General features: G+C 68.2%; 24 protein-coding genes and 2 tRNA genes. 15 read left to right on the top strand and 11 right to left on the bottom strand.

From position 1 onward, the window contains the following. The first annotated feature begins 152 nt into the window (after window positions 1-152). The 7 genes from topA (at window position 153) to DXT68_RS12595 (ending at window position 7,775) form a co-directional block, all read left to right on the top strand. Entirely contained in the window at window positions 153-3,011 is a 2,859-nt protein-coding gene (gene topA, locus DXT68_RS12625; protein ID WP_045254282.1) for a type I DNA topoisomerase, read from the top strand. A 29-nt stretch (window positions 3,012-3,040) separates the two neighbouring features. After that, the gene (tmk, locus tag DXT68_RS12620) at window positions 3,041-3,670 is read left to right on the top strand and encodes a dTMP kinase (RefSeq protein WP_045254283.1); all 630 of its coding nucleotides are present in this window, start codon (window positions 3,041-3,043) and stop codon (window positions 3,668-3,670) included. Window positions 3,671-3,750: 80 nt separating this feature from the next. Further along, a complete protein-coding gene (locus tag DXT68_RS12615; RefSeq protein ID WP_045254284.1) occupies window positions 3,751-4,908 on the top strand; it encodes a DNA polymerase III subunit delta' in 1,158 nt (385 codons plus the stop codon). Continuing rightward, window positions 4,905-6,461 carry an alpha/beta hydrolase gene (locus DXT68_RS12610; protein WP_045254285.1) on the top strand — a complete coding sequence of 519 codons (1,557 nt, stop codon included), beginning with the start codon at window positions 4,905-4,907 and terminating at the stop codon, window positions 6,459-6,461. The genes DXT68_RS12615 and DXT68_RS12610 overlap by 4 nt, the downstream gene beginning before the upstream one ends. A gap of 51 nt (window positions 6,462-6,512) precedes the next feature. After that, window positions 6,513-6,588, top strand: a tRNA-Thr gene (locus tag DXT68_RS12605). Window positions 6,589-6,669: 81 nt separating this feature from the next. Then, window positions 6,670-7,251 carry an isochorismatase family protein gene (locus DXT68_RS12600; RefSeq protein WP_045254286.1) on the top strand — a complete coding sequence of 194 codons (582 nt, stop codon included), beginning with the start codon at window positions 6,670-6,672 and terminating at the stop codon, window positions 7,249-7,251. Beyond that, entirely contained in the window at window positions 7,248-7,775 is a 528-nt protein-coding gene (locus DXT68_RS12595) for a DUF1697 domain-containing protein (protein ID WP_045254287.1), read from the top strand. Before DXT68_RS12600 ends, DXT68_RS12595 begins: the two co-directional genes overlap by 4 nt. On the opposite strand, the gene DXT68_RS12590 is transcribed toward DXT68_RS12595, so the two are convergent. After that, the gene (locus DXT68_RS12590; RefSeq protein WP_045254288.1) at window positions 7,765-7,980 is read right to left on the bottom strand and encodes a hypothetical protein; all 216 of its coding nucleotides are present in this window, start codon (window positions 7,978-7,980) and stop codon (window positions 7,765-7,767) included. The genes DXT68_RS12595 and DXT68_RS12590 overlap by 11 nt on opposite strands. 25 nt (window positions 7,981-8,005) lie before the next feature. Here DXT68_RS12590 and DXT68_RS12585 point away from each other — a divergent pair, with 25 nt between their 5' ends. Beyond that, window positions 8,006-8,527: a CGNR zinc finger domain-containing protein gene (locus tag DXT68_RS12585; RefSeq protein WP_045254289.1), complete on the top strand. Its 522-nt coding sequence runs from the start codon at window positions 8,006-8,008 to the stop codon at window positions 8,525-8,527. 59 nt (window positions 8,528-8,586) lie between these two features. On the opposite strand, the gene DXT68_RS12580 is transcribed toward DXT68_RS12585, so the two are convergent. The 3 genes from DXT68_RS12580 to DXT68_RS12570 all read right to left on the bottom strand — a co-directional run bounded on the left by DXT68_RS12580 (window position 8,587) and on the right by DXT68_RS12570 (window position 10,107). Further along, window positions 8,587-9,135, bottom strand: a complete 549-nt coding sequence (locus DXT68_RS12580) for a type 1 glutamine amidotransferase domain-containing protein (protein WP_045254290.1) — start codon at window positions 9,133-9,135, stop codon at window positions 8,587-8,589. A gap of 108 nt (window positions 9,136-9,243) precedes the next feature. After that, window positions 9,244-9,316 (bottom strand) — tRNA-Lys (locus DXT68_RS12575). Window positions 9,317-9,444: 128 nt separating this feature from the next. Next, the gene (locus tag DXT68_RS12570; protein WP_045254291.1) at window positions 9,445-10,107 is read right to left on the bottom strand and encodes a fasciclin domain-containing protein; all 663 of its coding nucleotides are present in this window, start codon (window positions 10,105-10,107) and stop codon (window positions 9,445-9,447) included. Between the two features lie 224 nt (window positions 10,108-10,331). On the opposite strand from DXT68_RS12570, the gene sigK reads away from it, so the two are divergent. The 4 genes from sigK (at window position 10,332) to DXT68_RS12550 (ending at window position 13,496) form a co-directional block, all read left to right on the top strand. Continuing rightward, on the top strand, window positions 10,332-10,931 hold the full coding sequence (gene sigK / locus DXT68_RS12565) for an ECF RNA polymerase sigma factor SigK (protein ID WP_174233211.1): 600 nt from the start codon (window positions 10,332-10,334) through the stop codon (window positions 10,929-10,931). Continuing rightward, window positions 10,928-11,785, top strand: coding sequence for an anti-sigma factor (locus DXT68_RS12560; RefSeq protein WP_045254293.1), 858 nt, complete (start codon window positions 10,928-10,930; stop codon window positions 11,783-11,785). The genes sigK and DXT68_RS12560 overlap by 4 nt, the downstream gene beginning before the upstream one ends. A 28-nt stretch (window positions 11,786-11,813) precedes the next feature. Next, window positions 11,814-12,443 carry a hypothetical protein gene (locus DXT68_RS12555; protein ID WP_045254294.1) on the top strand — a complete coding sequence of 210 codons (630 nt, stop codon included), beginning with the start codon at window positions 11,814-11,816 and terminating at the stop codon, window positions 12,441-12,443. A gap of 168 nt (window positions 12,444-12,611) precedes the next feature. Further along, complete coding sequence (locus DXT68_RS12550; protein WP_045254295.1) at window positions 12,612-13,496, top strand: aminotransferase class IV; 885 nt, start codon at window positions 12,612-12,614, stop codon at window positions 13,494-13,496. Between the two features lie 182 nt (window positions 13,497-13,678). Here the strand turns inward: DXT68_RS12550 and pstB are convergent, their stop codons facing one another. From pstB to DXT68_RS12515, 7 genes are all read right to left on the bottom strand, one after another. Beyond that, window positions 13,679-14,458, bottom strand: a complete 780-nt coding sequence (gene pstB / locus DXT68_RS12545; RefSeq protein ID WP_045254296.1) for a phosphate ABC transporter ATP-binding protein PstB — start codon at window positions 14,456-14,458, stop codon at window positions 13,679-13,681. Between the two features lie 50 nt (window positions 14,459-14,508). Then, window positions 14,509-15,612 carry a phosphate ABC transporter permease PstA gene (gene pstA, locus DXT68_RS12540; protein ID WP_045254297.1) on the bottom strand — a complete coding sequence of 368 codons (1,104 nt, stop codon included), beginning with the start codon at window positions 15,610-15,612 and terminating at the stop codon, window positions 14,509-14,511. A 1-nt stretch (window position 15,613) separates the two neighbouring features. Then, on the bottom strand, window positions 15,614-16,582 hold the full coding sequence (gene pstC / locus DXT68_RS12535) for a phosphate ABC transporter permease subunit PstC (protein WP_045254298.1): 969 nt from the start codon (window positions 16,580-16,582) through the stop codon (window positions 15,614-15,616). A 127-nt stretch (window positions 16,583-16,709) separates the two neighbouring features. Continuing rightward, window positions 16,710-17,813: a phosphate ABC transporter substrate-binding protein PstS gene (gene pstS, locus DXT68_RS12530; protein ID WP_045254299.1), complete on the bottom strand. Its 1,104-nt coding sequence runs from the start codon at window positions 17,811-17,813 to the stop codon at window positions 16,710-16,712. Window positions 17,814-17,979: 166 nt separating this feature from the next. After that, complete coding sequence (locus tag DXT68_RS12525) at window positions 17,980-18,957, bottom strand: NUDIX hydrolase (RefSeq protein ID WP_045254300.1); 978 nt, start codon at window positions 18,955-18,957, stop codon at window positions 17,980-17,982. Continuing rightward, entirely contained in the window at window positions 18,954-21,119 is a 2,166-nt protein-coding gene (locus DXT68_RS12520) for an RNA degradosome polyphosphate kinase (RefSeq protein WP_045254355.1), read from the bottom strand. Before DXT68_RS12520 ends, DXT68_RS12525 begins: the two co-directional genes overlap by 4 nt. 53 nt (window positions 21,120-21,172) lie before the next feature. Further along, on the bottom strand, window positions 21,173-21,856 hold the full coding sequence (locus DXT68_RS12515) for a winged helix-turn-helix transcriptional regulator (RefSeq protein WP_045254301.1): 684 nt from the start codon (window positions 21,854-21,856) through the stop codon (window positions 21,173-21,175). 72 nt (window positions 21,857-21,928) lie between these two features. Here DXT68_RS12515 and DXT68_RS12510 point away from each other — a divergent pair, with 72 nt between their 5' ends. The 3 genes from DXT68_RS12510 to ygfZ all read left to right on the top strand — a co-directional run bounded on the left by DXT68_RS12510 (window position 21,929) and on the right by ygfZ (window position 24,126). Continuing rightward, complete coding sequence (locus tag DXT68_RS12510) at window positions 21,929-22,216, top strand: hypothetical protein (RefSeq protein WP_045254302.1); 288 nt, start codon at window positions 21,929-21,931, stop codon at window positions 22,214-22,216. Between the two features lie 184 nt (window positions 22,217-22,400). Next, window positions 22,401-23,003, top strand: a complete 603-nt coding sequence (locus tag DXT68_RS12505) for a heme-binding beta-barrel domain-containing protein (protein WP_045254304.1) — start codon at window positions 22,401-22,403, stop codon at window positions 23,001-23,003. Window position 23,004: 1 nt separating this feature from the next. Further along, window positions 23,005-24,126 (top strand): CAF17-like 4Fe-4S cluster assembly/insertion protein YgfZ, encoded by a 1,122-nt coding sequence (ygfZ, locus tag DXT68_RS12500; protein ID WP_045254305.1) that lies wholly within the window; start codon window positions 23,005-23,007, stop codon window positions 24,124-24,126. The last annotated feature ends 4 nt before the right edge of the window (window positions 24,127-24,130 follow it).

The following is a 24,130-nucleotide window of genomic DNA, read 5'->3' as shown; positions in this document are numbered from 1 at the left end:
ACACTGCACGCAACCAGTCCGATTCCGCCCAACAGCCATGAGAATCTGCGTCCATGCATGAGTACACGCTAGCGCGGGGCGAATCCTCCCTGCCTGGGAAGACCTCACTGGGAACTAGGGTTATGTGAGTTCTATGAAGAAAGGATGCTCCCTTGGCTGAAGGCAAGAAGCTCGTCATCGTCGAGTCCCCGACGAAGATGCGGTCGATTCAGGGGTACCTCGGCGACGGCTACGAGGTCCTCAGCTCGGTCGGGCACATCCGCGACCTCGCAGACAAGAAGGACATCCCCGCCTCGGACAAGCAGGCGTACGGGAAGTACTCGATCGACGTCGACAACGACTTCGATCCGTACTACGTGGTCTCCGACCGCAAGACCAAGACCGTCGCCGAACTCAAGCGTGCGCTCAAGACCGCCGACGAGCTCCTGCTCGCCACTGATGAGGACCGCGAAGGTGAGGCGATCGCCTGGCACCTGCTCGAGACGCTCAAGCCCAAGGTGCCCGTCAAGCGCATGGTCTTCCACGAGATCACCAAAGACGCCATCCAGGCGGCCATCGGCAACACCCGCGAACTCGACACCGACCTCGTCGATGCCCAGGAGACCCGCCGCATCCTCGACCGGCTCTACGGGTGGGACGTCTCGCCCGTGCTCTGGTACAAGGTCAAGACCGGACTGTCGGCCGGACGAGTGCAGTCCGCCGCCACCAGGATGATCGTCGAGCGAGAGCGCGAACGCATGGCGTTCGTCTCGGCCGAGTACTGGGACGTCGAGGCCGTCGCGACCTCGAGCGCCGGTTTCACGGTGCGTCTCGTCCGCGTCGACGGCGGCCAGCTCGCCCGTGGCACCGACTTCGACGACACCGGTGCGCTGAAGAAGGCCGTCGTCATCCTCGACGAGAAGAAGGCGGCAGCGCTCGCACTCGCCGTCGACTCGGCCGGGTCCGGCACGGTCACCAAGGTCGAGGCGAAGCCCGGAACCCGCAGCCCTTACGCGCCGTTCACCACCTCCACGATGCAGCAGGAGGCGGGGCGAAAGCTCTCGATGAGCGCCAAGCAGGCGATGAGCGTCGCCCAGCGGCTCTACGAAAAGGGCTACATCACCTATATGCGAACCGACTCGGTGGCGCTGAGCACGCAGGCGGTGCAGGCTGCGCGCAGCCAGGCCGTCGCGCTGTACGGCGACACGGCCGTGCCGCTCAAGCCGCGCGTGTACAAGTCGAAGAGCAAGAACGCGCAGGAGGCGCACGAGGCGATCCGTCCCTCGGGCGAGAACTTCCGCACGCCCAAGTCCGTCGCCTCCGAGCTGGACCGTGAAGAGCACCGTCTCTACGACCTCATCTGGAAGCGGACCGTCGCGAGCCAGATGGCCGATGCGAAGTACGAGACGACCACGGTCACCATCGCCGTGGATGCGGCCGGACAGAAGGCCGAGTTCACGGCATCCGGAACCGTCTACACGTTCCGTGGCTTCCTGGACGCCTACGAGGAGGGGCGCGATGAGAAGCGCAACTCCCAGGACCGCTCCGACGACCAGTCGCTCCCCGCGGTCGCCGTCGGCGATGAGCTCGCGATGTCGGATGCCGAGGCCAAGGGGCACCGCACCACGCCCAAGCCGCGATTCACCGAGGCCTCGCTGGTCAAGGCTCTCGAAGAGCACGGCATCGGCCGCCCCTCCACGTTCGCGAGCATCATCGGGACCGTGATCGACCGCGGCTACGCCACCAAGCGCGGACAGGCGCTCGTGCCCACCTGGCTCGCTTTCAGCGTCGTCCGACTGCTCGAGGAGCACTTCGCGCACCTGATCGACTACGACTTCACGGCATCGCTCGAAGACGATCTCGACGCGATCGCCCGCGGTGAGCAGAAGCGCGTCGAATGGCTGCGCTCCTTCTACTTCGGATCCGACTCGCATGTCGGCCTCCGCCAGGTGGTCGACAACCTGGGTGAGATCGATGCGCGGGCGCTGAACTCCACGCCGATCACCGAGAACGCGACTCTGCGCTTCGGCAAGTACGGTCCGTACCTCGAGGTGGCCGACCCCGCGGCGCCCGACGAGAAGCCGCGCATCGTGAACGTCCCCGAGGACCTCGCGCCCGACGAGCTCACCGCCGAGAAGGCGCAGGAGCTCATCGATGCTCCCGTCGCGGGCGATCGAGTGCTGGGAGTCAACCCGGAGAACGGCAAGATCGTCGTCGTCAAGGACGGCCGCTTCGGTCCCTACGTGCAGGAGAACGATCCGGTGTCCGACGACGCCGAGGTCGACGAGACGACCGGTGAGGTCGTCGAGGAGAAGCCCAAGCCGAAGCGGGGGGCGAAGAAGGAGACTGCGCCGAAGCCGCGCACGGGCTCGCTGTTCCGGTCGATGTCCGTCGACACGATCGACCTCGACACCGCGCTCCAGCTCCTGAGCCTGCCGCGAGTGGTCGGGGCCGACCCTGAGACCGGCGACGAGATCACGGCGCAGAACGGACGCTACGGTCCGTACCTGAAGAAGGGGACCGATTCGCGTTCGCTGGACAGCGAATCGCAGATCTTCGACGTCACCCTCGAGAAGGCGCTCGAGATCTACGCGCAGCCGAAGTACGGCGCAGGATCCCGTCGGGCCTCCAGCGCGCTCGCGGAGTTCGAGGCCGACCCGGTGAGCAACAAGCCGATCCGCATCCGCGACGGTCGCTTCGGTGCGTATGTGACCGACGGCGAGACGAACGTGACGATCCCCCGTGGGCAGAAGCCCGAGGACATCACCTTCGAGATCGCCGTGCAGATGCTCGCAGACAAGCGCGCCAAGGGACCTGCCCCGAAGCGCGGCGCGGCGAAGAAAGCTCCCGCCAAGAAGCCCGCCGCGAAGAAGCCCGCGGCCAAGAAGCCCGCCGCGAAGAAGCCTGCCGCCAAGAAGGCTCCGGCCAAGGCGTCGGCGACGGATGTAGAGAAGGCCGCTGCGCGCTCCGCCGCAGCCAAGAAGGCAGCGGCGACCCGCGCCGCGAACGCGGCGAAGCGTCGTACTGAGTGAGCGGAGCGAGTCGAAGTGAAGGCCGGTTCGTGACGTCGGGGTCCGGTGTCTGGATCACTCTCGAAGGCGGCGACGGGTCGGGCAAGACGACCCAGTCGGATCTCCTCGCGGACTGGCTGACGGAGGCGGGACGCACTGTGGTGCGCACCCGCGAGCCCGGCGGCTCCGAAGTCGGCCAGCTGATCCGCGACATCGTGCTGCACCACCGCGGTGACATCGCACCGCGCGCCGAGGCCCTGCTCTATGCCGCCGACCGCGCACACCATGTCGCCACGGTCGTGAGGCCGGCTCTCGCCCGCGGTGAGGTCGTGCTGCAGGATCGCTATCTCGATTCGTCGGTCGCCTACCAGGGTGCGGGCCGTGTGCTCGACGGCGATGAGATCCGCAACCTCTCGCTGTGGGCAGCCGAAGGCGCCCTGCCCGATCTCACCGTGCTGCTCGACCTCGACCCCGAATCGGCGCGGGTACGTCTCGACGCCGCCGACAAGCCGTTCGATCGGCTCGAGGCCGAGAAGACCGAGTTCCACGCCCGCGTGCGCGATTCCTATCTCGCCCTGGCCGAGGCCGAGCCCGAGCGCTTCCTCGTTCTCGACGCCTCCGCATCGCCCGAGGCCATCGCAGCGCAGATCCGCGACCGCGTGGCGACGCTGGTCGGCTGAGAGTCGCTGCGGTCGTCCACGCCCGCAGAAGCATGCGGGGCGGTGCCGCGCACGTCGGTGCTCCCGATTAGGCTGAGGGCATGCCCCAGACCGTCGCCGCTCCGTTTCCGTGGGCCGACGTCTGGGGGCAGGACGCAGCCGTCGAGACGCTGCGCCATGCGGCCTCCGATCCGACGGCCCTCTCGCACGCCTGGCTCATCACCGGGCCGCCAGGATCCGGGCGATCCACTCTCGCGCACGCATTCGCAGCGGCGCTGATCGCCGACCGCCCCGACGACGAGGCGGCGATGCGACAGGTCCTCGCCGGCACGCACCCCGACGTCACCGCACTGCGCACCGACAAGGTGATCATCACGATCGCCGAAGCCCGCGCCCTCGTCGAGCGCTCATACTTCGCGCCGTCTGCCGGCCGCTACCGCGTGATCATCGTCGAAGACGCCGATCGCATGGTCGAACGCACCTCCAACGTGCTGCTGAAGGCGCTCGAGGAGCCGCCCGAAGACACGGTGTGGATCCTGTGCGCGCCCAGCGAGGCCGACCTGCTCCCCACGATCCGCTCACGGGTCCGCTCGCTGCGGCTGCGAGAACCGGACGTCGCCGACGTCGCGCGTCTGATCACGCTCCGCACCGGCGCCGACGAAGCTGTCGCCGAGCAGGCGGCCCGTCACGCGCAGCGACACATCGGGATGGCGCAGCGGCTCGCCACCGACGAGGCCGCGCGACGTCGTCGCGATGACACCCTGAGGTCGGTTCTGGGCGTTCGCGGTGTGAACGACGCCGTGGAGGTGGCCGGTCGCATCATCCAGGCGGCGAACGACGACGCGAAGACCCTCACGGCCGAGCGAGACGCGAGCGAGCGCGCGAGCCTGCTCCGCACCGTCGGCATCGCCGAGGGGCAGGCCGTGCCGCCCGCGCTGCGGACCCAGATCTCCGCACTCGAAGACGACCAGAAGAAGCGCGCCACGCGCAGCCTCCGCGACGGGATCGACCGTGTGCTGACGGATCTGCAGTCGCTCTTCCGCGACGTCGTGATGCTGCAGTTCGGCCGGGGCGACGATCTCATCAACCGCGAGCTCCGAGAAGAGCTCGAAGCGCTCGCGGCCGCGTGGCCCGAGACCCGTACTCTTGTCGTACTCGATCACCTAGCCGATACCCGCCAGTCGTTGGAGCGCAACGTCGCACCGCTTCTCGCACTCGAGAGCTTGCTCGTGACTGTCACGAGCGGGAGGACACCGTGAACACCAGACCGACTTCCCGCCTCCGTCGCACCATCGCGGTGATCGCCGGCCTCGCCGCCGCATCCGTCGCCCTCTCGGGGTGCCTGTACTCGATGATCCCCGAGCAGGCCGAGCCGAAGCCGTCGACCACCAAGGCACCCGACACCGAGGGCGTCTCGGCAGATCTGATGCCCTTCTACGGGCAGACGCTCTCGTGGAGCGAATGCGGCACCGGCTTCGACTGCACCGATGTGACCGCACCCCTGGACTGGGAGAGCCCGGGCCAGGGCGAGATCACTCTGTCGGTGGTGCGCCACCAGGCGACCGGCACTGCTCAGGGCTCGCTGCTCACCAACCCCGGTGGCCCCGGCGCCAGCGGTGTGGAGCTCATCCGCGACAGCCTCGACTTCGCCGTCGGCGCCGACCTGATCGAGAACTACGACGTGATCGGCTTCGACCCACGAGGGGTGGGGCAGTCCACGGCGGTCACCTGCTTCGACGCGTCCGAGATGGACGACTACCTCTACTCGATCCCCACGGCCAAGCGCGGCAGTGCGCAGTGGGAGGCCGAGCTGCTCGCCGGTCACAAGAAGTTCGCCGAGGCATGCGAGGCGAACAGCGGCGGCATCCTGCCGTACATCACGACCATCAACGCGGCTCGCGACATGGACCTGATCCGTGCGGTGCTGGGGGACGCGCAGCTCAACTACCTCGGCTACTCCTACGGCACCTTCCTCGGAGCGACCTACGCGAACCTCTACCCCGACAAGGCGGGACGCCTGGTTCTCGACGGGGCCATCGACCCCGCGGTCTCCGGCCTCGACGTCGGCGCGACGCAGGCGCTCGGATTCGAATCGGCGCTGCGTGCGTACATGCAGGACTGCCTGGATTCGGGGGAGTGCCCGTTCACCGGCACCGTCGATGAGGCGATGGCCGACCTCGGCGCACTGCTCGCGAGCGTCGACGCGTCGCCGCTCAAGAACGGCGACGGGCGCCTGCTCGGTGCCGATGCGCTGATGACCGGCATCATCGCGGCGCTCTACTCCGCCGACAGCTGGTCGTACCTCACCCAGGCCTTCGACGAGGCGCTGCAGGGCGATCCGACGACCGCGTTCTTCCTGGCCGACTTCTACAACGGCCGTGAGAACGGCAGCTACCTCGACAATTCCAGCGAGGCATTCCGCGCCTACAACTGCATGGACTACCCGGTCGAAGACGACCCGAACGCCGAGGCGGCGACCACCGCCAAGATCGCCGAGGGTGCGCCGACGATCGCTCCGTACTGGAACGGCCCCGATTCGTGTGCCGTGTGGCCGTACCCGCCGACCGGCACCCGGGGCGAGATCACCGCCGAGGGCGCCGGCCCGATCCTCGTGGTCGGCACGACCAACGACCCGGCCACCCCGTACGAGTGGTCGGAGTCGCTCGCGGACCAGCTGCAGGAGGGCGTGCTCATCACACGCGTGGGCGAGGGGCACACCGGATACAACAAGGGCAACACCTGTGTCGACGGCGCCGTCGAGGCGTTCCTCCTCGACGATGTGGTGCCCGAGGATGGGCTGCGCTGCGAGTGACCCGACGCCGATTCGCGGTGCGGCTCAGGAACGGGTAATATCGATGATCGCGCCGCTTTAGCTCAGTCGGCAGAGCATCTCACTCGTAATGAGAAGGTCGTCAGTTCGATTCTGACAAGCGGCTCCAGCAGGCCCCGTGATCTGAAAAGATCACGGGGCCTTTTGGTTTCCGGATGAGCCGGCGTCGGATCCCGCGTACGCTCGGATCATGAGCCGAGCGCTTCTGATCGTCGACATCCAGAACGACTTCACCGAGCACGGCGCGCTCGCCGTCGCGGGTGGGGATGCCGTGGCATCCGCCGTCTCCGCCTTCCTGGAGGCTCACGCCGCGGAGTACGACGTGATCGTCGCCTCGCGCGACTGGCATGACGCGCAGGGGGACAACGGCGGTCACTTCGCCGAGAGTCCCGACTTCGTCGACACGTGGCCCTCGCACTGCGTCGCGGGCTCGGATGGGGCCGAGTACGATCCGCTGCTGGTGACGGATGCCGTCACCCATCATGTCCGCAAGGGGCAGGGTGAGCCGGCGTACTCGATGTTCGAGGGTACGACCGAGGACGGCAAGACGGTCGCCGGGATCCTGGCCGGAGCCGGCGTGGTCTCCGCAGACGTGGTCGGGATCGCCACCGATCACTGCGTCCGGGCCTCCGCCCTCGATGCGATCGCGCACGGTGTGCAGGTGCGGGTCCTCACCGACCTGATCGCCGGGGTCGCCGCGGAGCCGAGCGCCGCGGCCCTCGCCGAACTCGCCCATGCCGGAGCGGTCCTGGCCCAGAGCGGTGCGGCATGACCCGCAGCGTGATGCTGTTGAGAGCGGTGAACGTGTCTGGGCGCAACCTCGTGCCGATGGGGCGGCTGCGCGAGGTGCTCGCCCCGCAGCTCGGTGAGGTGTCGACCTACATCGCCAGTGGCAACATCGTGTGCGACGAGCCAGACGATCCGGCGGCCGCCTGTGCGCGAGTCCGTGCACTGATCTCCGCGGAGTTCGGTGTCGACACCCCCGTGATCCTTCGGACGCACGAGGCGCTCGTGCGCGCCGAGAACAGCCACCCCTTCGCCGATGCGTCCGACAAGCTGCTGCACGCGATGTTCCTCGAAGGTCCTGCATCCCCGGGCGCGGTCGCGGCGCTCGAGCAGAGACTCGTGCCGGGGGAGCGGATCGCCCTGACCGGCGAGGAACTGTGGATCGCCTACAGCGAGCGCGGAGTGCACAGCACCAAGCTCACCAAGGCCGCGCTCGACAAAGCGCTCGGTGTTGCCGGAACCGCCCGCAACCTCCGCACGGTCCGCACGCTCGTCGAGCTCACGGCGTGAGCCCGACGCCCCCTGCCTCTCGAGTCAGGGCGAGGGGCGGACGGTGCGGATGCGGCTGCAGATCCACTCGGTGCGCATCGCATCCCACGCAGCGGACATAGAGAACCGTGCCCTCGCTGGTGGCGTGGCGCGAGTCGACGGCCCAGGCGTGCTCGTGCGGCAGGGCGGTCGGGCGGAGGATCGGGAGAGTCTGCGAAGAGGTCATGCGTCCAGCGTGATGTAATGCCCTTATGCATCTCAACCCTTACGGCGAGTACGCGGTGCTTCTGGCCGCCTCGCTCGCGGACGACTTTCCCGACGATCGTGCCGGCATCGAGGACAGAACACTCGAGAGGGGCATGACGATGACGTTCCCGCCCGCACGCGATGATCACGAGCGCGTCCGCGAGGTCGTCGACGACTGGCTGCAGATCGTCGACGAGCACGATCCCGCGGCGCGAGCCGAGGTGCTCAATGCGCAGATGGCGAAGGCGGCGGCCTATCCCCGACTCACGAATCATGACGGGGAGGGCTGGCACCTGCACTACCGGGACGACGTGCAGTCGCTGCCGTACGTGCTCCGGGCGATCTTCGCGGTCGGCACGTCGCTGCACCTCGTCACGCGCGGCATGGATCGCCTCGGGCGATGCGAGGCCTCGCCCTGCACGAACGTCGTCGTCGACGTGACCCGCAACGGCAGGCAGCGGTTCTGCTCGGTGCGCTGCGCGAACAGAGCGGCGGTCCGGCGTCACAGGGCACGCATGGGCGCCTGACACCGGACCGCCGGAGGATCAGATCAGATCAGATCAGATCAGGATCAGATCAGATCCGATCAGGCCGTCTGCTCGGCGTGCCGCCCTTCGGCGACCTCTTCGATCAGCTTCGCGTTGAAGGCGGGCAGGTCGTCGGGGGTGCGGCTCGACACGAGACCTTCGTCGACCACGACCTCCTCATCGACCCAGGTCGCGCCGGCGTTGCGCAGATCGGTGGCCAGGCTCGGGTAGCTCGTGAGGGTGCGTCCGTCGACGACTCCCGCTTCGATCAGGATCCATGCGCCGTGGCAGATGACGGCGACCGGCTTGTGCTGCTCGAAGAACGAACGGGCGAGTTCGATGGAGGGCTTGTCGAGGCGCAGGTGGTCGGCGTTCACGACGCCTCCCGGGAGCACGAGCGCGTCGAACTCGTCGGCCTTCGCGGTGTCGGAGGTCAGGTCGACGTGCTGGACGTGGCCGTTCTTGCCGGTGATCTGCAGTCCCTCGGGTGCGATGAGCGTGGCGCTCGCGCCCTCGCCCTGCACCGCTTCCCACGGACTGGTCAGCTCGCTGTCCTCGAATCCGTCCGTGGCCAGGAATGCCACTCGGCTGTCGGTGAGAGTCGCCATGATGCGTCCTTTCGTGGAGGTCGAGGTCCCGGATGGGACACCTCGACACTCTCGTAGGACACCGGCCCCGTGAAGGGGGTGGCCGGATCGTCGATGCGGTGATAACGGTGGGCCCCGTGGGGCTCGAACCCACGACCCGCGGATTAAAAGTCCGATGCTCTGCCAACTGAGCTAGAGGCCCGCATGACCAGTCTATTGCGCAAAGAAGGAGCCGCTGACGACGTATCGCCAGCGGCTCCTTCTCCGTCTCGTCGTCCTCCCCCTGAGTGACGAGACGGTTTACCGAGAGTGCCTCGGTGATTCCCTGCCTTACGCGGCCGGGGGCATCAGCACCGAGTCGATGAGGTACACGGTGGCGTTGGCGGTCTTGACTCCACCGCAGATGACGTTGGCGTCGTTGACCATGATCGAGTCGCCGCTTCCGGTGACCTCGAGGTCGGCGCCGTTGACCGTGGCGTGGGTGCCGTCGATGTCAGCCGGAGCGATCTGGCCGGGGACCACGTGGTACGTCAGGATCGAGCTCAGCGTGGCGCTGTCGGTCTTGAGTGCCTCGATGGTGGCGGGGTCGATCTTCGCGAAGGCGTCGTCCACGGGGGCGAAGACGGTGAACTCGTCACCGTTCAGGGTGTCGACGAGGTTGACGTCGGGGTTGAGCTGACCGCTGACTGCGGCGACCAGCGTCTTGAGCAGCGGGTTGTTCGATGCGGCGGTCGCGACCGGGTCGAGCGACATGCCCTCGACCGATCCGGCGCCGTCCGGCACTGCCTCTGCGTATGCGGCGCAGCCGGGGCCGACGAGGTCCGCGGCCGGGTCCATCGTCTCGGCGGGGGCCGTGGTCTCGGAAGACTCAGGAGCCATCGACTCCGACGGCTCGTCGCTGGTGGTTCCGCCCATGGAACATGCGGAGAGCAGGAATGCGCTCGCAAGGCCGAGGGTGATCGCTGCGGTGACCTTCTTCTTGGTGCTGAACATCTCAAGCTCCTTCAGAACATTTGCCACGGCCTCTCCGTGGCGTTGACAGTCGTTCGGAGCCCCGTCGGGATCGGATGGGAGAAAGTCAGAACTTTTTTTCTCGGGTACCGGATTCAATCCGTTTCGCACCTCGCGGCGAACAGCTTTCGACGATTAGACCTTAAGAGGACTCGTTTACGTCTCTTTCGGGCGGCGGTTGCAAGGGAAAGCGAGGTGAATGCGGCATGCTGGTACAGATGGTCATCGATGGAATGGACGTACCCGAAGACGGTACGCCGCAGGATGCTGTCGCCGACCTGCTCGTGCGTATCGGCGGCGGTGATCAGCGCGCATTCGCCGAACTCTACGATGCGCTGTCCTCTCGGGCATTCGGCCTGATCCTGCGGGTCCTGGTCAACCGTTCGCAGAGCGAAGAGGTGCTGCAGGAGGTCTTTCTCGAGATCTGGCAATCCGCTTCGAAGTTCGCTCCGAACAAGGGGCAGGGAAGAACCTGGGTGATGACGATCGCGCACCGTCGTGCGGTCGACCGGGTACGGGCATCCCAGTCCAGTGCGGACCGGGATGTGCGGGCCGGGTTCAGAGATATCGGAGTCGCACACGACAGTGTGTCGGAGACGGTGGAACTGGGCATCGAGAGCGAGAAGGTCCACCACGCGCTCGCAGCTCTTCCCGAGGCGCAGCGCGAAGCACTCGTTCTGGCCTACTACGGCGGATACAGTCAAAACGAAGTCGCAGTGCTCGTCGGAGCACCGCTGGGGACCATCAAGACACGGATGCGAGACGGACTCTCGCGTCTCCGGGCAGCCATGGGGGTGACAGCATGAACGAACAGGAATTCGCGGAACTCGCGGCAGGAGCGGCACTCGACGCGCTGTCGCCGGACGACCAGCAGCGCTACCACGCCGCTCTCGTCGCGAACCCGCAGTGGCAGGCGATCGCGGACGACGACGTCGACACCGCCGGCATGCTCGCATCCGGCGCGACCCCGGTGGTCCCGGGCCCCGGCATCAGGGCCGCACTGCTCGCCCGCATCGCCGAGACGCCGCAGGACGGTCGGGCCATCGTGTCCGACTCCATCCCGGACACTCTCCCCGAATCGAACTCAGCCGGCGCGGAAGACTCAGCCGATGCCGAGGACTCCTCGTCCGTCGCGGACGAGCTCGAGTCCGACGACCTCGCGCCGGGAGACCCGCGCGCCGCGGCGACCCCGAAGGCTCCGCCGCATCGTCTCCGCATCCTGTTCACGCTGGCCGCCTGCCTCGCGCTCCTGGTCGGAGTGGGCATCGGCGCAGTGGCCGTCAACGACTACCTGAACCGCCCTGCGAGCGTCATCGCCCTGCAGGACATCCAGGCCGCAGGCGACGCACAGCAGGCGAGCGTTCCGCTGGAGGGCGGCGGCACCGCGACCGCACACTGGTCGGCCTCGCTCGGCACCTCGGTGCTGGTGACGGACGGCGTCCCGTCGCTCGCCGATGGCGAGACCTACGAACTCTGGTACGTCCGTGGTGAGACGCCGATCTCGGCCGGCGTGTTCGACGCCGACGGTGGAGAGGCGACGGCGGTGCTCGCCGGCGACATGCATGCCGGAGACGTGATCGCGGTCACGGTGGAGCAGGCCGGCGGCTCGCCGTCGGGTTCGCCGACGACCGATCCCGTCGTCGTCATCCCCACCGCCTGACCGCGTCGATCCCGCGTACCCTGGACTGATGCCTGAGCAGTTCTCCCGTCCCGTGCGCCGACCGTCCAGCGCCTTCGACAACATCGTCAGCGCACACGACCCTGCGGAGGAGACGCGGATCGCGCACGCGACCGCATCCGCACTCCTGACCCGTGTGCGTGCGGACGAGAGCGGAGTGAGCGCCGACAGGCTCGTCGCCTTCACCGCGGAGCACGGCATCGACGAGATCGCCGAACTCTGGTCGAAGGCACCGGCGCGGACGCTTCCTGGTGCGCTGTGGCGGCTGTACCTGCTGCAGCTCGCGATCCACACCGATCCGCACACGGCGGCCCTGCTGTACGAGCGCGGTCGGGTGGAGCTCGCCTCGGTCGACGCGATCGTCGCGGGAGCGCCGGTGCCTGCGAGCCCCGATGAGATCGTCGCCCTGATCGACACGATCCTGCGGGGAGCGTTCCGGGGCGACTTCGCCGTCGCGCTCGATCGAGCGGCATCATTCTGCCGGGTGCACGCCTCCGGTGCCACGCACACCGCCGACGATTACGAGCTCACCGAACCGTCCCGAGCGAGCGAACTGACCACCCGCGCCCTGCGTCTGAGCAGCTACGCACAGGATCTCACCGCGGCGGCGACGCTCTGGCGAACGGATGCCCTGGTCTGAGATCTCCCGGGCGCATCGCCGGGGAAAAGATAAGACCGGGCCGCAAGAACGCCTCTCGGCGGAAGGCCGCTCGCAGCGGCAAAAATTGGAGCCCGGGGTTATGCGGCCCGGCCACTACATTGTAACAAGATCGCTGCGGGTCTATTCCCTGGGCTCTAGGCTCGGACCATGACCCGGCGCTTCGCTCTGATGATCGACCCTGCAGCATCCGACGACGTCCGCGCGGACTTCGCCGACACGTTCACCCTCGTCGATGCGGCGGCACCCGCGCTGAGCGTCGGGGAGCTGAGCACGCAACGAGGAGACGGGGTCTTCGAGTCGATCGGCGTGGTCGACGGGCATGCGCAGGAGGTCGTGCCGCACCTGGAGCGGCTCGCGCACTCCGCGGCGCTGTGCGATCTGCCGCTTCCGAACCGGGCGCAGTGGCACCAGGCGATCGAACGCGCGGCGGAGCACTGCGAGGCGGGCGAGTACGTCATCAAGCTCATCCTCAGCAGGGGAGTGGAGCACGGTCCGACTCCGACCGCGTGGGCGACGGCTGCGCCGGCATCCGATTTCACCGCGGTGCGCGAACGGGGTATCCGCGTGGTGACGCTCGACCGCGGATACGACCTCGACGTCGCCGCGAACGCGTCCTGGCTGCTGCTCGGAGCCAAGACCCTCTCGTACGCGGTCAACATGGCCGCACTGCGCGAGGCGCACCGGCGCGGCGCCGACGACGCGATCTTCCTGTCGCGCGACGGCTTCGTGCTGGAGGCGCCGACCGCGTCGCTGATCCTGCGCCTGGACGACCGCTTCGTGACGCCCGCGCCGAACGGCGGCATCCTGCACGGCACCACCCAGCTCAGCGTCTACGAGTATCTGACGGACCGTGGTCTCGCGGCGGAGTACGCGCGCGTCCCGGCGTCCGACCTGTCTCGAGCGGATGCCGCGTGGCTCGTCTCGAGCGTGCGCCTGGCGGCTCCGATCACCGCCGTCGACGGGGTCGAGCTGCCGGTCGACCATGCTCTCACGGCCGATCTCAACCGCTACCTGCTCTCGCCGCGCGACTGAGTCGTTCGCGGGCTGCAGGAGAGGTTCATCGCGCCACTGCGGGCACGGCTTCGGCCCCACGACGACGACACGCCGTGCGGCCACAGGGCCGCACGGCGTGTCGAGACTCCTGCTCCGACGTCGTGCCCGCGAGACGCGGACCGGACGCCGGAGAACCCCGGGGGAGAGCCCGGGGGAGAGGATTATCCGAAGCGTCCGGAGACGTAGTCCTCGGTGGCCTGCACCGACGGCGTCGTGAACATCGTGCGGGTGTCGTCGTACTCGATGAGCTTGCCGGGCTTGCCGGTGCCGGCGATGTTGAAGAACGCCGTCTTGTCGGAGACGCGGCTCGCCTGCTGCATGTTGTGCGTCACGATCACGACCGTGTACTGGGTCTTGATCTCGGCGATCAGCTCCTCGATCGCGAAGGTCGAGATCGGGTCGAGGGCCGAGCAGGGCTCGTCCATGAGGATCACGTCGGGCGAGACGGCGATCGCACGGGCGATGCACAGACGCTGCTGCTGTCCACCGGAGAGGCCCGAGCCCGGACGGTCGAGACGGTCCTTGACCTCGTTCCACAGGTTCGCGCCGCGCAGGGACTTCTCGACCAGGGCGTCCTGATCGCTCTTGGCCATGCGCGTGTTGTTCAGCTTCACACCCGCGAGCACGTTCTCCTTGATCGACATGGTCGGGAACGGGTTCGGGCGCTGGAAGACCATTCCGACCTGGCGACGCACCAGCACGGGGTCCACGCCGGTGCCGTAGAGGTTCTTGCCGTCGATCAGCACCTCGCCCTCGACGCGTGCGCCGGGGATGACCTCGTGCATGCGATTGAGGGTGCGCAGGAAGGTGGACTTGCCGCACCCGGACGGGCCGATGAACGCCGTCACGGTATTGGGCTTGATGTCGATGCTGACGCCTTCGACAGCGAGGAAGTCGCTGTAGTAGACGTTGAGGTCGTTGACTTCGATGCTCTTGGACACGGGAGATCCTTCTTGTTCAGTCAGTCAGTCAGTCAGTCGGGTGTGTCGGCTCAGCGGCCGTTGATCTTGGGTGCGAACACCTTGGCGATGATGCGGGCCAGCAGGTTCAGCACCATCACGATGACGATCAGGGTGAGAGCGGCAGCCCACGCCCGGTCGAGATAGGCATCGACGGGGATGCCGGGGTACTTCGCCTGCATGTACGAGAACACCGGCAGAGTCGCCATCTGGCCGCTGAACATGTTGAGGTTCATGCCCTGCACGATGCCGACGGTGAGCAGCAGCGGAGCGGTCTCGCCGATGACGCGGGAGATGGCCAGCATCACGCTGGTGAGGATGCCGGCGATCGCGGTCGGCAGCACCACCTTGATGATCGTCAGCCACTTCGGCACGCCGAGCGCGTAGGCGGCCTCGCGCAGCTCGTTCGGGACGATGCGGAGGAGCTCCTCCGAGCCTCGCACCACGACGGGGATCATCAGCACCGACAGCGCGAGCGAGCCCATGATGCCCATCCGTGTTCCCGGACCGACGATCAGGGAGAACACCGAGTAGATGAACAGACCGGCGACGATCGAGGGGATGCCGGTCATGACGTCGACGAGGAACGTGATGCCTCGGGCGAGCTTGCGGCCCTCTCCGTACTCGACCAGGTAGATCGAGGTCATCAGGCCGATCGGCACCGAGATCACCGTCGCGCCGAGCGTGATCAGGAGGGTTCCCCAGATGGCGTGCACGGCGCCGCCGCCCTCGCCGACGATGTTGCGCATCGAGAAGCTGAAGAACTCCCCGTCGAAGCGCATCAGACCGTTGACGACCACGGTGTAGAGCAGCGAGATGAGGGGGAGGAGCGCGACCACGAAGGCCCCGGAGACCAGAGCGGTCATGAGGCGGTCGATCGCGTGCCGGCGACTCTCGACGAGAGTCGAGATCACCATGATCAGCGCCATGTAGAAGATCAGGCCGACGACGAGGGTGAGCGCGATGTTGAAGTCGGCCGGGTCGTTGCCCACGTTGACGAACGCGAAGATCGTCGCCGACACGATGAACGCGACCAGCAGCAGCGCCCAGGGCGCCCACTTCGGCAGGTGTCCGGCCGACGTGCTGTGGGTGGGAGCGACCACCGAGGACGGCGAGGGGGTGAGTGTGGTGGTCATGTCAGTTGGCTCCCGAGAACTCGGCACGGCGCGAGACGATCCAGCGGGCGACGAAGTTGACCGCGAAGGTGACGATGAAGAGGATCAGACCCGCGGCGATGAGCGTGTTGACGCCCTCGTCGTGGGCTTCGGGGAACCGCAGGGCGATGATCGCGGGGATCGTCGTCGGGTTCTCCGGGTTGATCAGGTTGAACGTGATGATCCCGAGAGGGGAGAGCACGAGCGTCACGGCCATGGTCTCGCCCAGTGCGCGACCGAGGCCGAGCATCGCGCCCGACACCATGCCGCTGCGGGCGAAGGGCAGCACGGCCATCCTGACCATCTCCCAGCGCGTCGCGCCGAGGGCCAGGGCGGCCTCCTCGTGGAGCTTCGGAGTCTGCAGGAACACCTCGCGGCAGATGGCGGTCATGATGGGCAGGATCATCACGGCGAGGACGAGGGATGCCGTGAGGATCGTCTTGCCGGTGCCCGAGGGCGTGCCGCTGAAGATCGGGATCCACCCGAGGTGCTCGTTCAGCCACTTGTAGAAGGGCACGAGCATCGGGGCGAAGGTGAGCGCACCCCAGAGGCCGAACACGACCGACGGCACCGCCGCCAGCAGGTCGATGATGTAGCCGAGGAAGCCGGCGAGCCTGCGGGGCGCGTAGTGCGAGATGAAGAGCGCGATGCCGATGGCGATCGGAGCGGCGATGACGAGGGCGATGAGGCTCGACCACAGCGTGCCGAAGACGAACGGCCAGACCCAGGAGAGGAACGACTGGCCCGAGAGGATGTGATTGTCCGACGTGTCCGCCGACAGGGCGGGGATCGACTGCACGATCAGGAACAGTGCCACCGCGGCGAGGGTGACGAGGATGATGATCCCGGCGGCCAGCGCGGTGCCCGAGAAGACCAGGTCACCCCGTCGGCGCAGCGTGTGGGGTGTGCCGGGTGAACGGGTGGTATCGGGACCCGTTGTGGTTGTGGTCATCGGAGCGACTCCAGGCTCTGAGGGACTTTCAGGGTTTTCATGCGGGTGCCCCCGGGTGTCGGTCGAGTCCTCTCGACCGACACCCGGGGGCGTCGGACCGGAGCTCAGCCGTGGGCTGAGCCGTCGGTCACTTCGTGACGATCGCGTCGATAGCGGTGCTGATCTGGTCGCGCAGGCTGTCCGAGATCGGCGCGCTGCCGGCAGCCTCGGCGGCGGCATCCTGACCCTCGGCGGACGAGACGTACTCGAAGTACGCCTTCACGAGGCCGGCGGTCTCGGCGTCGTCGTAGTCGACGCAGCCGATGAGGTACGAGACGAGCGCGATCGGGTACGAGCCGGCGGGTGCGGCGGCCGGGTCGACGGCGAACGCGAGGTCGTGGTCCGACCGGCCCTCCTCGAGCGGCGATGCCTCGACGAGCGCCGCGGCGGCGTCTGCCGAGTAGGGGACGTAGTCGCCCTCGACCTCGACGGCCACCTGGCCGAGCTCCGAGGTGCGCGACGCGTCAGCGAAGCCGATGTAGCCGGAGCCGTTGGTGATCGCGTCGACGACTCCCGAGGTGCCGTCTCCGGCCTCGCCCGTCTGCAGCGGCCACTCGTCGCTGGCCTCGTAGGTCCACACGTCGGGGGCGACGGCGCTGAGGTACTTGGTGAAGGTCTCCTGCGTGCCCGAGGGGTCCGAGCGGTGCACGGTGACGATCGCCTGGTCCGGAAGGTCGACGCCCTCGTTCTGCGAGGCGATGGCCGGGTCGTTCCACTGGGTGATCGTGCCGGCGAAGATCTTGGCGATGGTCTCGCCGTCGAGGTTCAGCTCGTCGATTCCGTCGAGGTTGAAGGCGACGGCGACCGGGGAGATGTAGACCGGGATCTCGACGATCTCGTCGGATGCGCAGGAGCCGAAGCCGCCCTTGGCGAGCTCGTCGGCGTTGAACGCGCGGTCGGATCCGATGAAGTTGGAGGAGCCGGCGATGAAGTTCTCGCGGCCGGTGCCCGAGCCCGTCGCGGTGTAGTTCACCGTCGTGTCGGGGTTGGCGGTCTGGAACGCGGCGACCCAGGACTGCTGGGCGGCCTCCTGCGACGAGGCGCCGGTGGCCTCGATGGTGCCGGAGAGGGTGGAGTCGGTGGGGGCGTCGGTGGAGCCGCCGGTGCCGCCTTCGTTCGCGGCACAGCCGGCGAGTGCGAGAGCGGCGACGGCGCCGATGGCGCCGATACGTGCGATTCGGGAGATCTTCACTGTGGATCCTTCGATCTTGGATGGGTGGGGCCCGGTGCAGGGCACACAGTGACGCTAGGTGCGGCGGTTAACGAGACTCTCCCGCACAGGTGAACGGAAGGTGAACGGCGATCGACTCTCTGGGGCGGGTCCCGCGCCCATCCGCGGGATCCCGGCGGAGTCGGGGTCAGACCTTGGGGATGTGCGTCTCGATCGCGATGATCCCGGAGCCGGGATTCGTCGCGGAGAGGTGGACGACGGAGAACGCGGCGGGCTCGAGGGCTGCGGCGCTGCTCACGTACGATCCGCGGATGGTGCCGGTGGCCAGCGCGAGCTCGGTGAGGATGCCGGGGAGCACGGGCCCGTGGCTGCACAGCACCGCGGGCTTTCCCGAGCGGACGCGGCGGCCGACCACGGAGCGGAGGTCGTCGCGACCCTCCTCCCAGGCGTCCTGACTGATCGCCTCGGTCTTCACCTTCTTGCGGTCGAGGGCGGCGGCCAGGGGCGCGACGGTCTGCACGCACCGCACCGCATCGCTGGTGACGATCTTGCGCACGCCGAAGGCGCGCAGCGGCCCGACGATCGACGACGCCTGGTGCTGGCCGCGCTCCGTCAGCGGACGCGCGGCATCGGCACCGTCCCAGTCCGAGCGGGACAGCGCCTTGGCGTGACGCAGCGCGATCACGGGAAAGGTCCGCAGCACCCCGTCGTCGACGAGGTTGGCGAAGAAATCGAGGATCTCGAGGTCGACCGGGTAGCTCAGGCGCGCACGCGCCTTCTTGATGCTGACCCATTCGAGGGCGGCGATCTCGCGATTGGGCACGAAGGTCGAGGCGCGGATGGCGTCGGCCGTGGCCTCGGCCGCCCAGTAGTGCACGACCTTCTGCTTCTTCGACGGCAGGTGGTAGCGGCTGACCCCGACCGGCACACCGAGGGACACCCGGATGCCGGTCTCCTCATGCACTTCGCGCACGGCGGTCTCCGCGAGCATCTCGCCGGGATCGACCTTGCCCTTGGGCAGCGTGATGTCGCGGTACTTCGTGCGGTGGATGAGCAGGATCCGCAGCTTGCCGTCGATCAGGCGCCAGACGACGGCACCGGCCGCGTACACGGCCTTGTCCGTCCACTTCGACCGCGCCGCCTGGGCCGTCGACGGCGAGCTCATCGGACCGACCGTGCGCGACGACGTCGCTGGATCAACCCCATGGTCTTGTCCTGCAGGTCGACGAGGGGGGTGCCGTCGGCATCCTCGGAGTGCCGCGTCCACACGCCCTCGGCCCCCAGGTGCCAGGAGGTGGTGCGCGGGTCCATGGCCAGGTCGAAGAAGTCGAGCAGGTCCTTGAGGTGCGCGGGGTCGGTGACCCGCACCAGCGCCTCGACACGTCGATCGAGGTTGCGGTGCATCATGTCGGCGCTGCCGATGTACACCTGCGGGTCGCCGTCGTTGTGGAACGCGAAGATCCGGGAGTGCTCGAGGTAGCGACCGAGGATGCTGCGCACCGTGATGTTGTCGCTGATGCCCTCGAGGTCGGTGCGCAGGCTGCAGATGCCACGCACCCAGACGTCGACCTTCACTCCGGCGGCGCTCGCGCGGTACAGCGCGTCGATCACCTCTTCGTCGACCATCGAGTTGACCTTGATGCGGATGCTCGCGGGCTTTCCGTTCTCGGCGTTCCGGCGCTCGTGATCGATCTGCCGCACGAGCCCCTTGCGCAGGTGCAGGGGAGCGACGAGCAGGCGCTTGAACTTCTTCTCGATCGCATAGCCGCTGAGCTCGTTGAACAGTCGGGTCAGGTCCTTGCCCACCTGCGCGTCGGTGGTGAAGAGCCCGAAGTCCTCGTAGATGCGGCTCGTCTTCGGGTTGTAGTTGCCGGTGCCGATGTGCGAGTAGTGGCGCAGCACGCCGTCCTCCTCGCGGATCACGAGCGCGAGCTTGCAGTGGGTCTTCAGCCCGACGAGCCCGTACACGACGTGCACGCCGGCCTTCTCGAGCTTGCGCGCCCAGACGATGTTGTTGGCCTCGTCGAAGCGGGCCTTGACCTCGACGAGGGCGAGCACCTGCTTTCCCGCCTCGGCGGCATCGATCAGCGCCTCGACGATCGGGCTGTCACCGGAGGTGCGGTAGAGCGTCTGCTTGATCGCGAGCACGTGCGGGTCGCGTGCCGCCTGCTCGAGGAACGACACGACGCTCGTCGTGAACGACTCGTACGGGTGGTGCACCAGCACGTCGGACTTGCGGATGGCGGTGAAGATGTCGGCGCGCGTGTTGCTGCCCGTGGGCTGGAAGGCGACCGCGGTGGTGGGCAGGTGCGGCGGGTAGCGCAGGTCGGGGCGATCGATCCGCGACAGGTCGAACAGACCCCGGAGGTCGAGCGGCCCGGGGAGGCGGTAGATCTCCTTGTCGGTGATGTCGAGCTCGCGGACCAGGAGGTCCATCGTGACCTCGTCCATGTCGTCGGTGATCTCGAGGCGGATCGGCGGACCGAATCGGCGCCGCAGGAGCTCGGCCTCGAGCGCCTGGATGAGGTTCTCGCTCTCGTCCTCCTCGATCTCCACGTCTTCGTTGCGGGTGAGGCGGAAGGCGTGGTGATCGAGCACCTCCATGCCGGGGAACAGATCGCCGAGGTGGTTCGCGATGAGCTCCTCGAGAGTGAGGAAGCGCTTGATCTCGCCCGTGCCCGGCACCTCGACGAAGCGCGGCAGCATCGGCGGCACCTTCAGGCGGGCGAACTCCTGGCGTCCCGTGCGGGCGTTGCGGATGCGGATGGCGAGGTTGAGCGACAGCCCCGAGATGTAGGGGAAGGGGTGTGCCGGGTCGACGGCGAGCGGCATCAGGACGGGGAACACCTGCGCTCCGAAGTACTCGCTGAGCTTGCCCCGCTCCTCGTCGGTGAGCTCGGACCACACGGTGATCTCGATGCCGGACTCGGCCAGCGCCGGCCGCACCAGCGAGTTCCATGCATCCGCATGGCGCAGCTGCAGGGCGTGCGCCTCGCGAGCGATGTCGGCGAGCGCGTCGGCGGGTGAGCGCCCGATGTTCGTCGGCACGGCGAGGCCGGTGACGATGCGGCGCTTGAGCCCCGCGACGCGCACCATGAAGAACTCGTCGAGGTTGCTCGCGAAGATCGCCAGGAAGTTGGCCCGCTCGAGTTCGGGGAGCGACGGATCCTCCGCAAGCTCGAGGACCCGCTGGTTGAACGCGAGCCAGCTCAGCTCGCGATCGAGGTAGCGGTGGTCGGGAAGCAGCGCGTCAGGAGCCTCGGTGGCATCGAAGTCATCATCTTCAGCGTCACCGAGACCAGCGTCGGCGAGAGCGGGATCGATCATGGGGTACATCTAAGCACCGTGAGGTGACGCGCGCGTGAACGGGCGCGGCCGGGTCACACCGTGGCGGCGACCGTCTCGTCGTCGTGGACGTTGAACCGGTACCCCACGTTGCGCACGGTGCCGATGATCTGCTCCTGATCGCCGAGCTTGGCGCGCAGTCGGCGCACGTGCACGTCGACCGTGCGGGTGCCGCCGAAGTAGTCGTAGCCCCAGACCTCGCTGAGCAGCTGCTCGCGGGTGAAGACCCGCGAGGGGTGCGTCGCGAGGAAGTGCAGCAGCTGGAACTCCTTGTACGTGAGATCCAGCGGGCGCCCCCGCAGCTTCGCCGAGTACGACTGCTCGTCGATCGTGACGCCCGAGGCCTGCACGCGAGTGGGCTCGGCGACCTCGTCGCGGCGCGCGAGCGCGAGGCGCACGCGGGCGTCGGTCTCGGCAGGTCCCGCGGTGGAGAGCAGCACGTCGTCGATACCCCACTCTCCGGACAGTGCGCTCATGCCGCCCTCGGTGACCACCAGCAGCAGCGGAGCATCCTGCCCCGTCGCGCGCAGCAGTCGGCACAGCGACTTGGCTCCGACCAGGTCGAGACGGCCGTCGACGATCACGATGTCGTAATCGGGAGCGCTCACCAGCTGGGCGGGCTCGGCCGGGATCTGACGCACGCGGTGGCTGAGAAGCTCGAGCGCGGGCAGGACCATCTCCGACACCGGAGCATTGGTCAACACCAGGACCTGGGCCACACGCACTCCTTCCGGACGGCGGGGAACGCCGTGACGCCATGATACCGGGCGCGGATGGGTGACAATGGAGGTATGTCCGATCCTGCGCTCGCACCGCGTAACGCCTTCGTCGGTGTCCTCATCGTCTGGGCGGTCGCCGTCGTCGCGTCCATCGGGGTGGGCGTCTTCGTCTCGTCGGAGTGGCGCGTCCCCTGGCTGATCGTGGCATTCGGGGGGATCGTCCTGCTCTCCTTCGCCACGCAGCTCTGGTACGGGCGCACGCAGGGGTTCATCCTCCGCGTCGGCGGGAGCACGATCGGGGCGCTGCTGCTGATGGGCGTCATCTCCATCGGATTCGGCCTGGCGGCGCTGGTCACCTGACCCGTCCGCGAGACATCCGACCCGCCCGGGAGACACCCGTGCGCGCGGAGGGTAAAGTGGGCGACATGGATCTCCTGGCGCTCGAACTCTTCTTCATCGGCCTGCTCGGCCTGGCGAGCCTCGCGATCGTGTTCGTCTCGGTCGTCGTGCTGCGCAACCTCTTCCGCGGTCAGCGCTGAGCGTCGTGCTCGAGCTGCCCACCGATCTCCCCGCCGACCTCGCGCCGCTCTCGTGGCTCCTCGGCGTCTGGGAGGGCACCGGCGTCATCGACTACCCCGTCGGTGACGATCGTCTGCAGGGCGAGTTCACCCATCGGGTGAGCTTCAGCCACGACGGCGGAGCCTTCCTCAACTACGCGGCGACCGCCGTCCTCGCCGGTGACGACGGCGAGGAGTCGATCCCCCTCGTCGCCGAGACCGGATTCTGGCGCCTCTCCCGGCCTGCGACCGACGCCGACGCCGGACCCGCGCTGCTGCCGCCGCGCGCCGCCGCCGTGACCCGCGGGGTCGACGACGTCGAGGCCCTCCGTGCCCCCTCGGGCGGCTTCCCCATCGAAGTCTCGATCGCCCACTCCGACGGGATGCTGGAGCTCTACCTCGGGGAGATCGCCGGTCCGCGCATCGACATCGCCTCCGACGCGATCGTCCGCGGCGCCGGTGCCAAGGAGTACGGCGCGGCCACACGCATGTACGGCCTCGTCGACAACCATCTGCTGTGGGCGTGGGACATCGCCGCCCTCGGAACCACGATGCGCTCGCACGCGTCGGCCCGCCTGGCGAAGGTCTGACATGACCGGTTTCACCGACATCCCCGGTGCCGTCGCCGACGAGACGGGGATCTCCCATTTCGGAGACGCGTTCCGCGAGCAGCGCCGACTCGCCGCCGGTGCGGCGGTGGCGCCGCTCGACGACCGCACGGTCATCGAGGTCGCCGGACCCGAGCGTCTGAGCTGGCTCGACTCGATCACCTCCCAGGCGGTCGGGCGACTCTCCGCAGGCGAGAGCACCGAGCTGCTGGTGCTCGACCCCCAGGGAAGAGTGGAGCACGCGGCCGGTGTGGTGGACGACGGGTCGTCGACCTGGCTCATCGCGGACGCCGGCGACGCCGACGCCCTCGCGACCTGGCTGACACGCATGAAGTTCCGCACGCAGGCCACCGTGACCGTGCGCCCCGACCTCGTGCTGCTGGGCTTCGTCGACGGGGGCGTCGCGGCCGAGCTGGCGCTCGCCGCGGCATCCGCTCCGTCGGGCGTTCCGCTCGTCTGGGTGGACCCGTGGCACGCCGTGAGCGCCGGCGGGCATCAGTACGCCGAGATCGCCGAGCACCCGGGGGCGTCGCTCGCCTGGCGGGTGGCGATCCTCGAGCGCGAGAGCTCCGATGCCCTCGCGAAGACGCTCGCCGCCGACCAGCTCGCGGGACTCCTCGCCGCCGAGGCGCTGCGCGTCGCCGCATGGCGTCCGCGCTGGTCCGCGGAGGTCGATGAGAGGTCGTTGCCGCACGAGTCCGATTGGATCCGCACCGCCGTGCACCTGAACAAGGGCTGCTACCGGGGGCAGGAGACGGTGGCGAAGGTGCACAACCTCGGCCACCCCCCTCGCCGCCTCGCCGCGTTGCACCTCGACGGCAGCGAGGCGGTGCTGCCCGCGGTCGGTGATCCGGTGTTCGCCGGAGACGACGAGGTCGGTCAGGTGACCTCGGTCGCCCGCCACCACGAAGACGGTCCCATCGCCCTCGCGATCCTGTCGCGCCGCACGCCGGTCGGCGATCTCGTGGTGAGGTCCGACGGCGTCGACGTGGCGGCGACGCAGCAGGTCATCGTGCCGGCCGACGCCGGTGCCACCGCCGACATCCCGCGGCTGACCCGTCTGTCGCGACGTCCCAGCGCACCGGACCCTCGTCAGGCGGGCTGAGCGC

Source organism: Microbacterium foliorum (assembly GCF_003367705.1).
Taxonomy (GTDB): domain Bacteria; phylum Actinomycetota; class Actinomycetes; order Actinomycetales; family Microbacteriaceae; genus Microbacterium; species Microbacterium foliorum.
Note: the sequence above shows the minus strand (reverse complement) of the source record. Positions and strands in the feature narration are given on the sequence as shown.

Coding starts and splice junctions, on each gene's coding strand:
- DXT68_RS12615 (WP_045254284.1), top strand. CDS start 3,751: ATGCCCCAGACCGTCGCCGCTCCGTTTCCGTGGGCCGACGTCTGGGGG.
- DXT68_RS12600 (WP_045254286.1), top strand. CDS start 6,670: ATGAGCCGAGCGCTTCTGATCGTCGACATCCAGAACGACTTCACCGAG.
- DXT68_RS12595 (WP_045254287.1), top strand. CDS start 7,248: ATGACCCGCAGCGTGATGCTGTTGAGAGCGGTGAACGTGTCTGGGCGC.
- DXT68_RS12590 (WP_045254288.1), bottom strand. CDS start 7,980: ATGACCTCTTCGCAGACTCTCCCGATCCTCCGCCCGACCGCCCTGCCG.
- DXT68_RS12585 (WP_045254289.1), top strand. CDS start 8,006: ATGCATCTCAACCCTTACGGCGAGTACGCGGTGCTTCTGGCCGCCTCG.
- DXT68_RS12580 (WP_045254290.1), bottom strand. CDS start 9,135: ATGGCGACTCTCACCGACAGCCGAGTGGCATTCCTGGCCACGGACGGA.
- DXT68_RS12570 (WP_045254291.1), bottom strand. CDS start 10,107: ATGTTCAGCACCAAGAAGAAGGTCACCGCAGCGATCACCCTCGGCCTT.
- sigK (WP_174233211.1), top strand. CDS start 10,332: ATGCTGGTACAGATGGTCATCGATGGAATGGACGTACCCGAAGACGGT.
- DXT68_RS12560 (WP_045254293.1), top strand. CDS start 10,928: ATGAACGAACAGGAATTCGCGGAACTCGCGGCAGGAGCGGCACTCGAC.
- DXT68_RS12555 (WP_045254294.1), top strand. CDS start 11,814: ATGCCTGAGCAGTTCTCCCGTCCCGTGCGCCGACCGTCCAGCGCCTTC.
- DXT68_RS12550 (WP_045254295.1), top strand. CDS start 12,612: ATGACCCGGCGCTTCGCTCTGATGATCGACCCTGCAGCATCCGACGAC.
- pstA (WP_045254297.1), bottom strand. CDS start 15,612: ATGACCACCACACTCACCCCCTCGCCGTCCTCGGTGGTCGCTCCCACC.
- pstC (WP_045254298.1), bottom strand. CDS start 16,582: ATGACCACAACCACAACGGGTCCCGATACCACCCGTTCACCCGGCACA.
- DXT68_RS12525 (WP_045254300.1), bottom strand. CDS start 18,957: ATGAGCTCGCCGTCGACGGCCCAGGCGGCGCGGTCGAAGTGGACGGAC.
- DXT68_RS12520 (WP_045254355.1), bottom strand. CDS start 21,119: ATGATCGATCCCGCTCTCGCCGACGCTGGTCTCGGTGACGCTGAAGAT.
- DXT68_RS12510 (WP_045254302.1), top strand. CDS start 21,929: ATGTCCGATCCTGCGCTCGCACCGCGTAACGCCTTCGTCGGTGTCCTC.
- ygfZ (WP_045254305.1), top strand. CDS start 23,005: ATGACCGGTTTCACCGACATCCCCGGTGCCGTCGCCGACGAGACGGGG.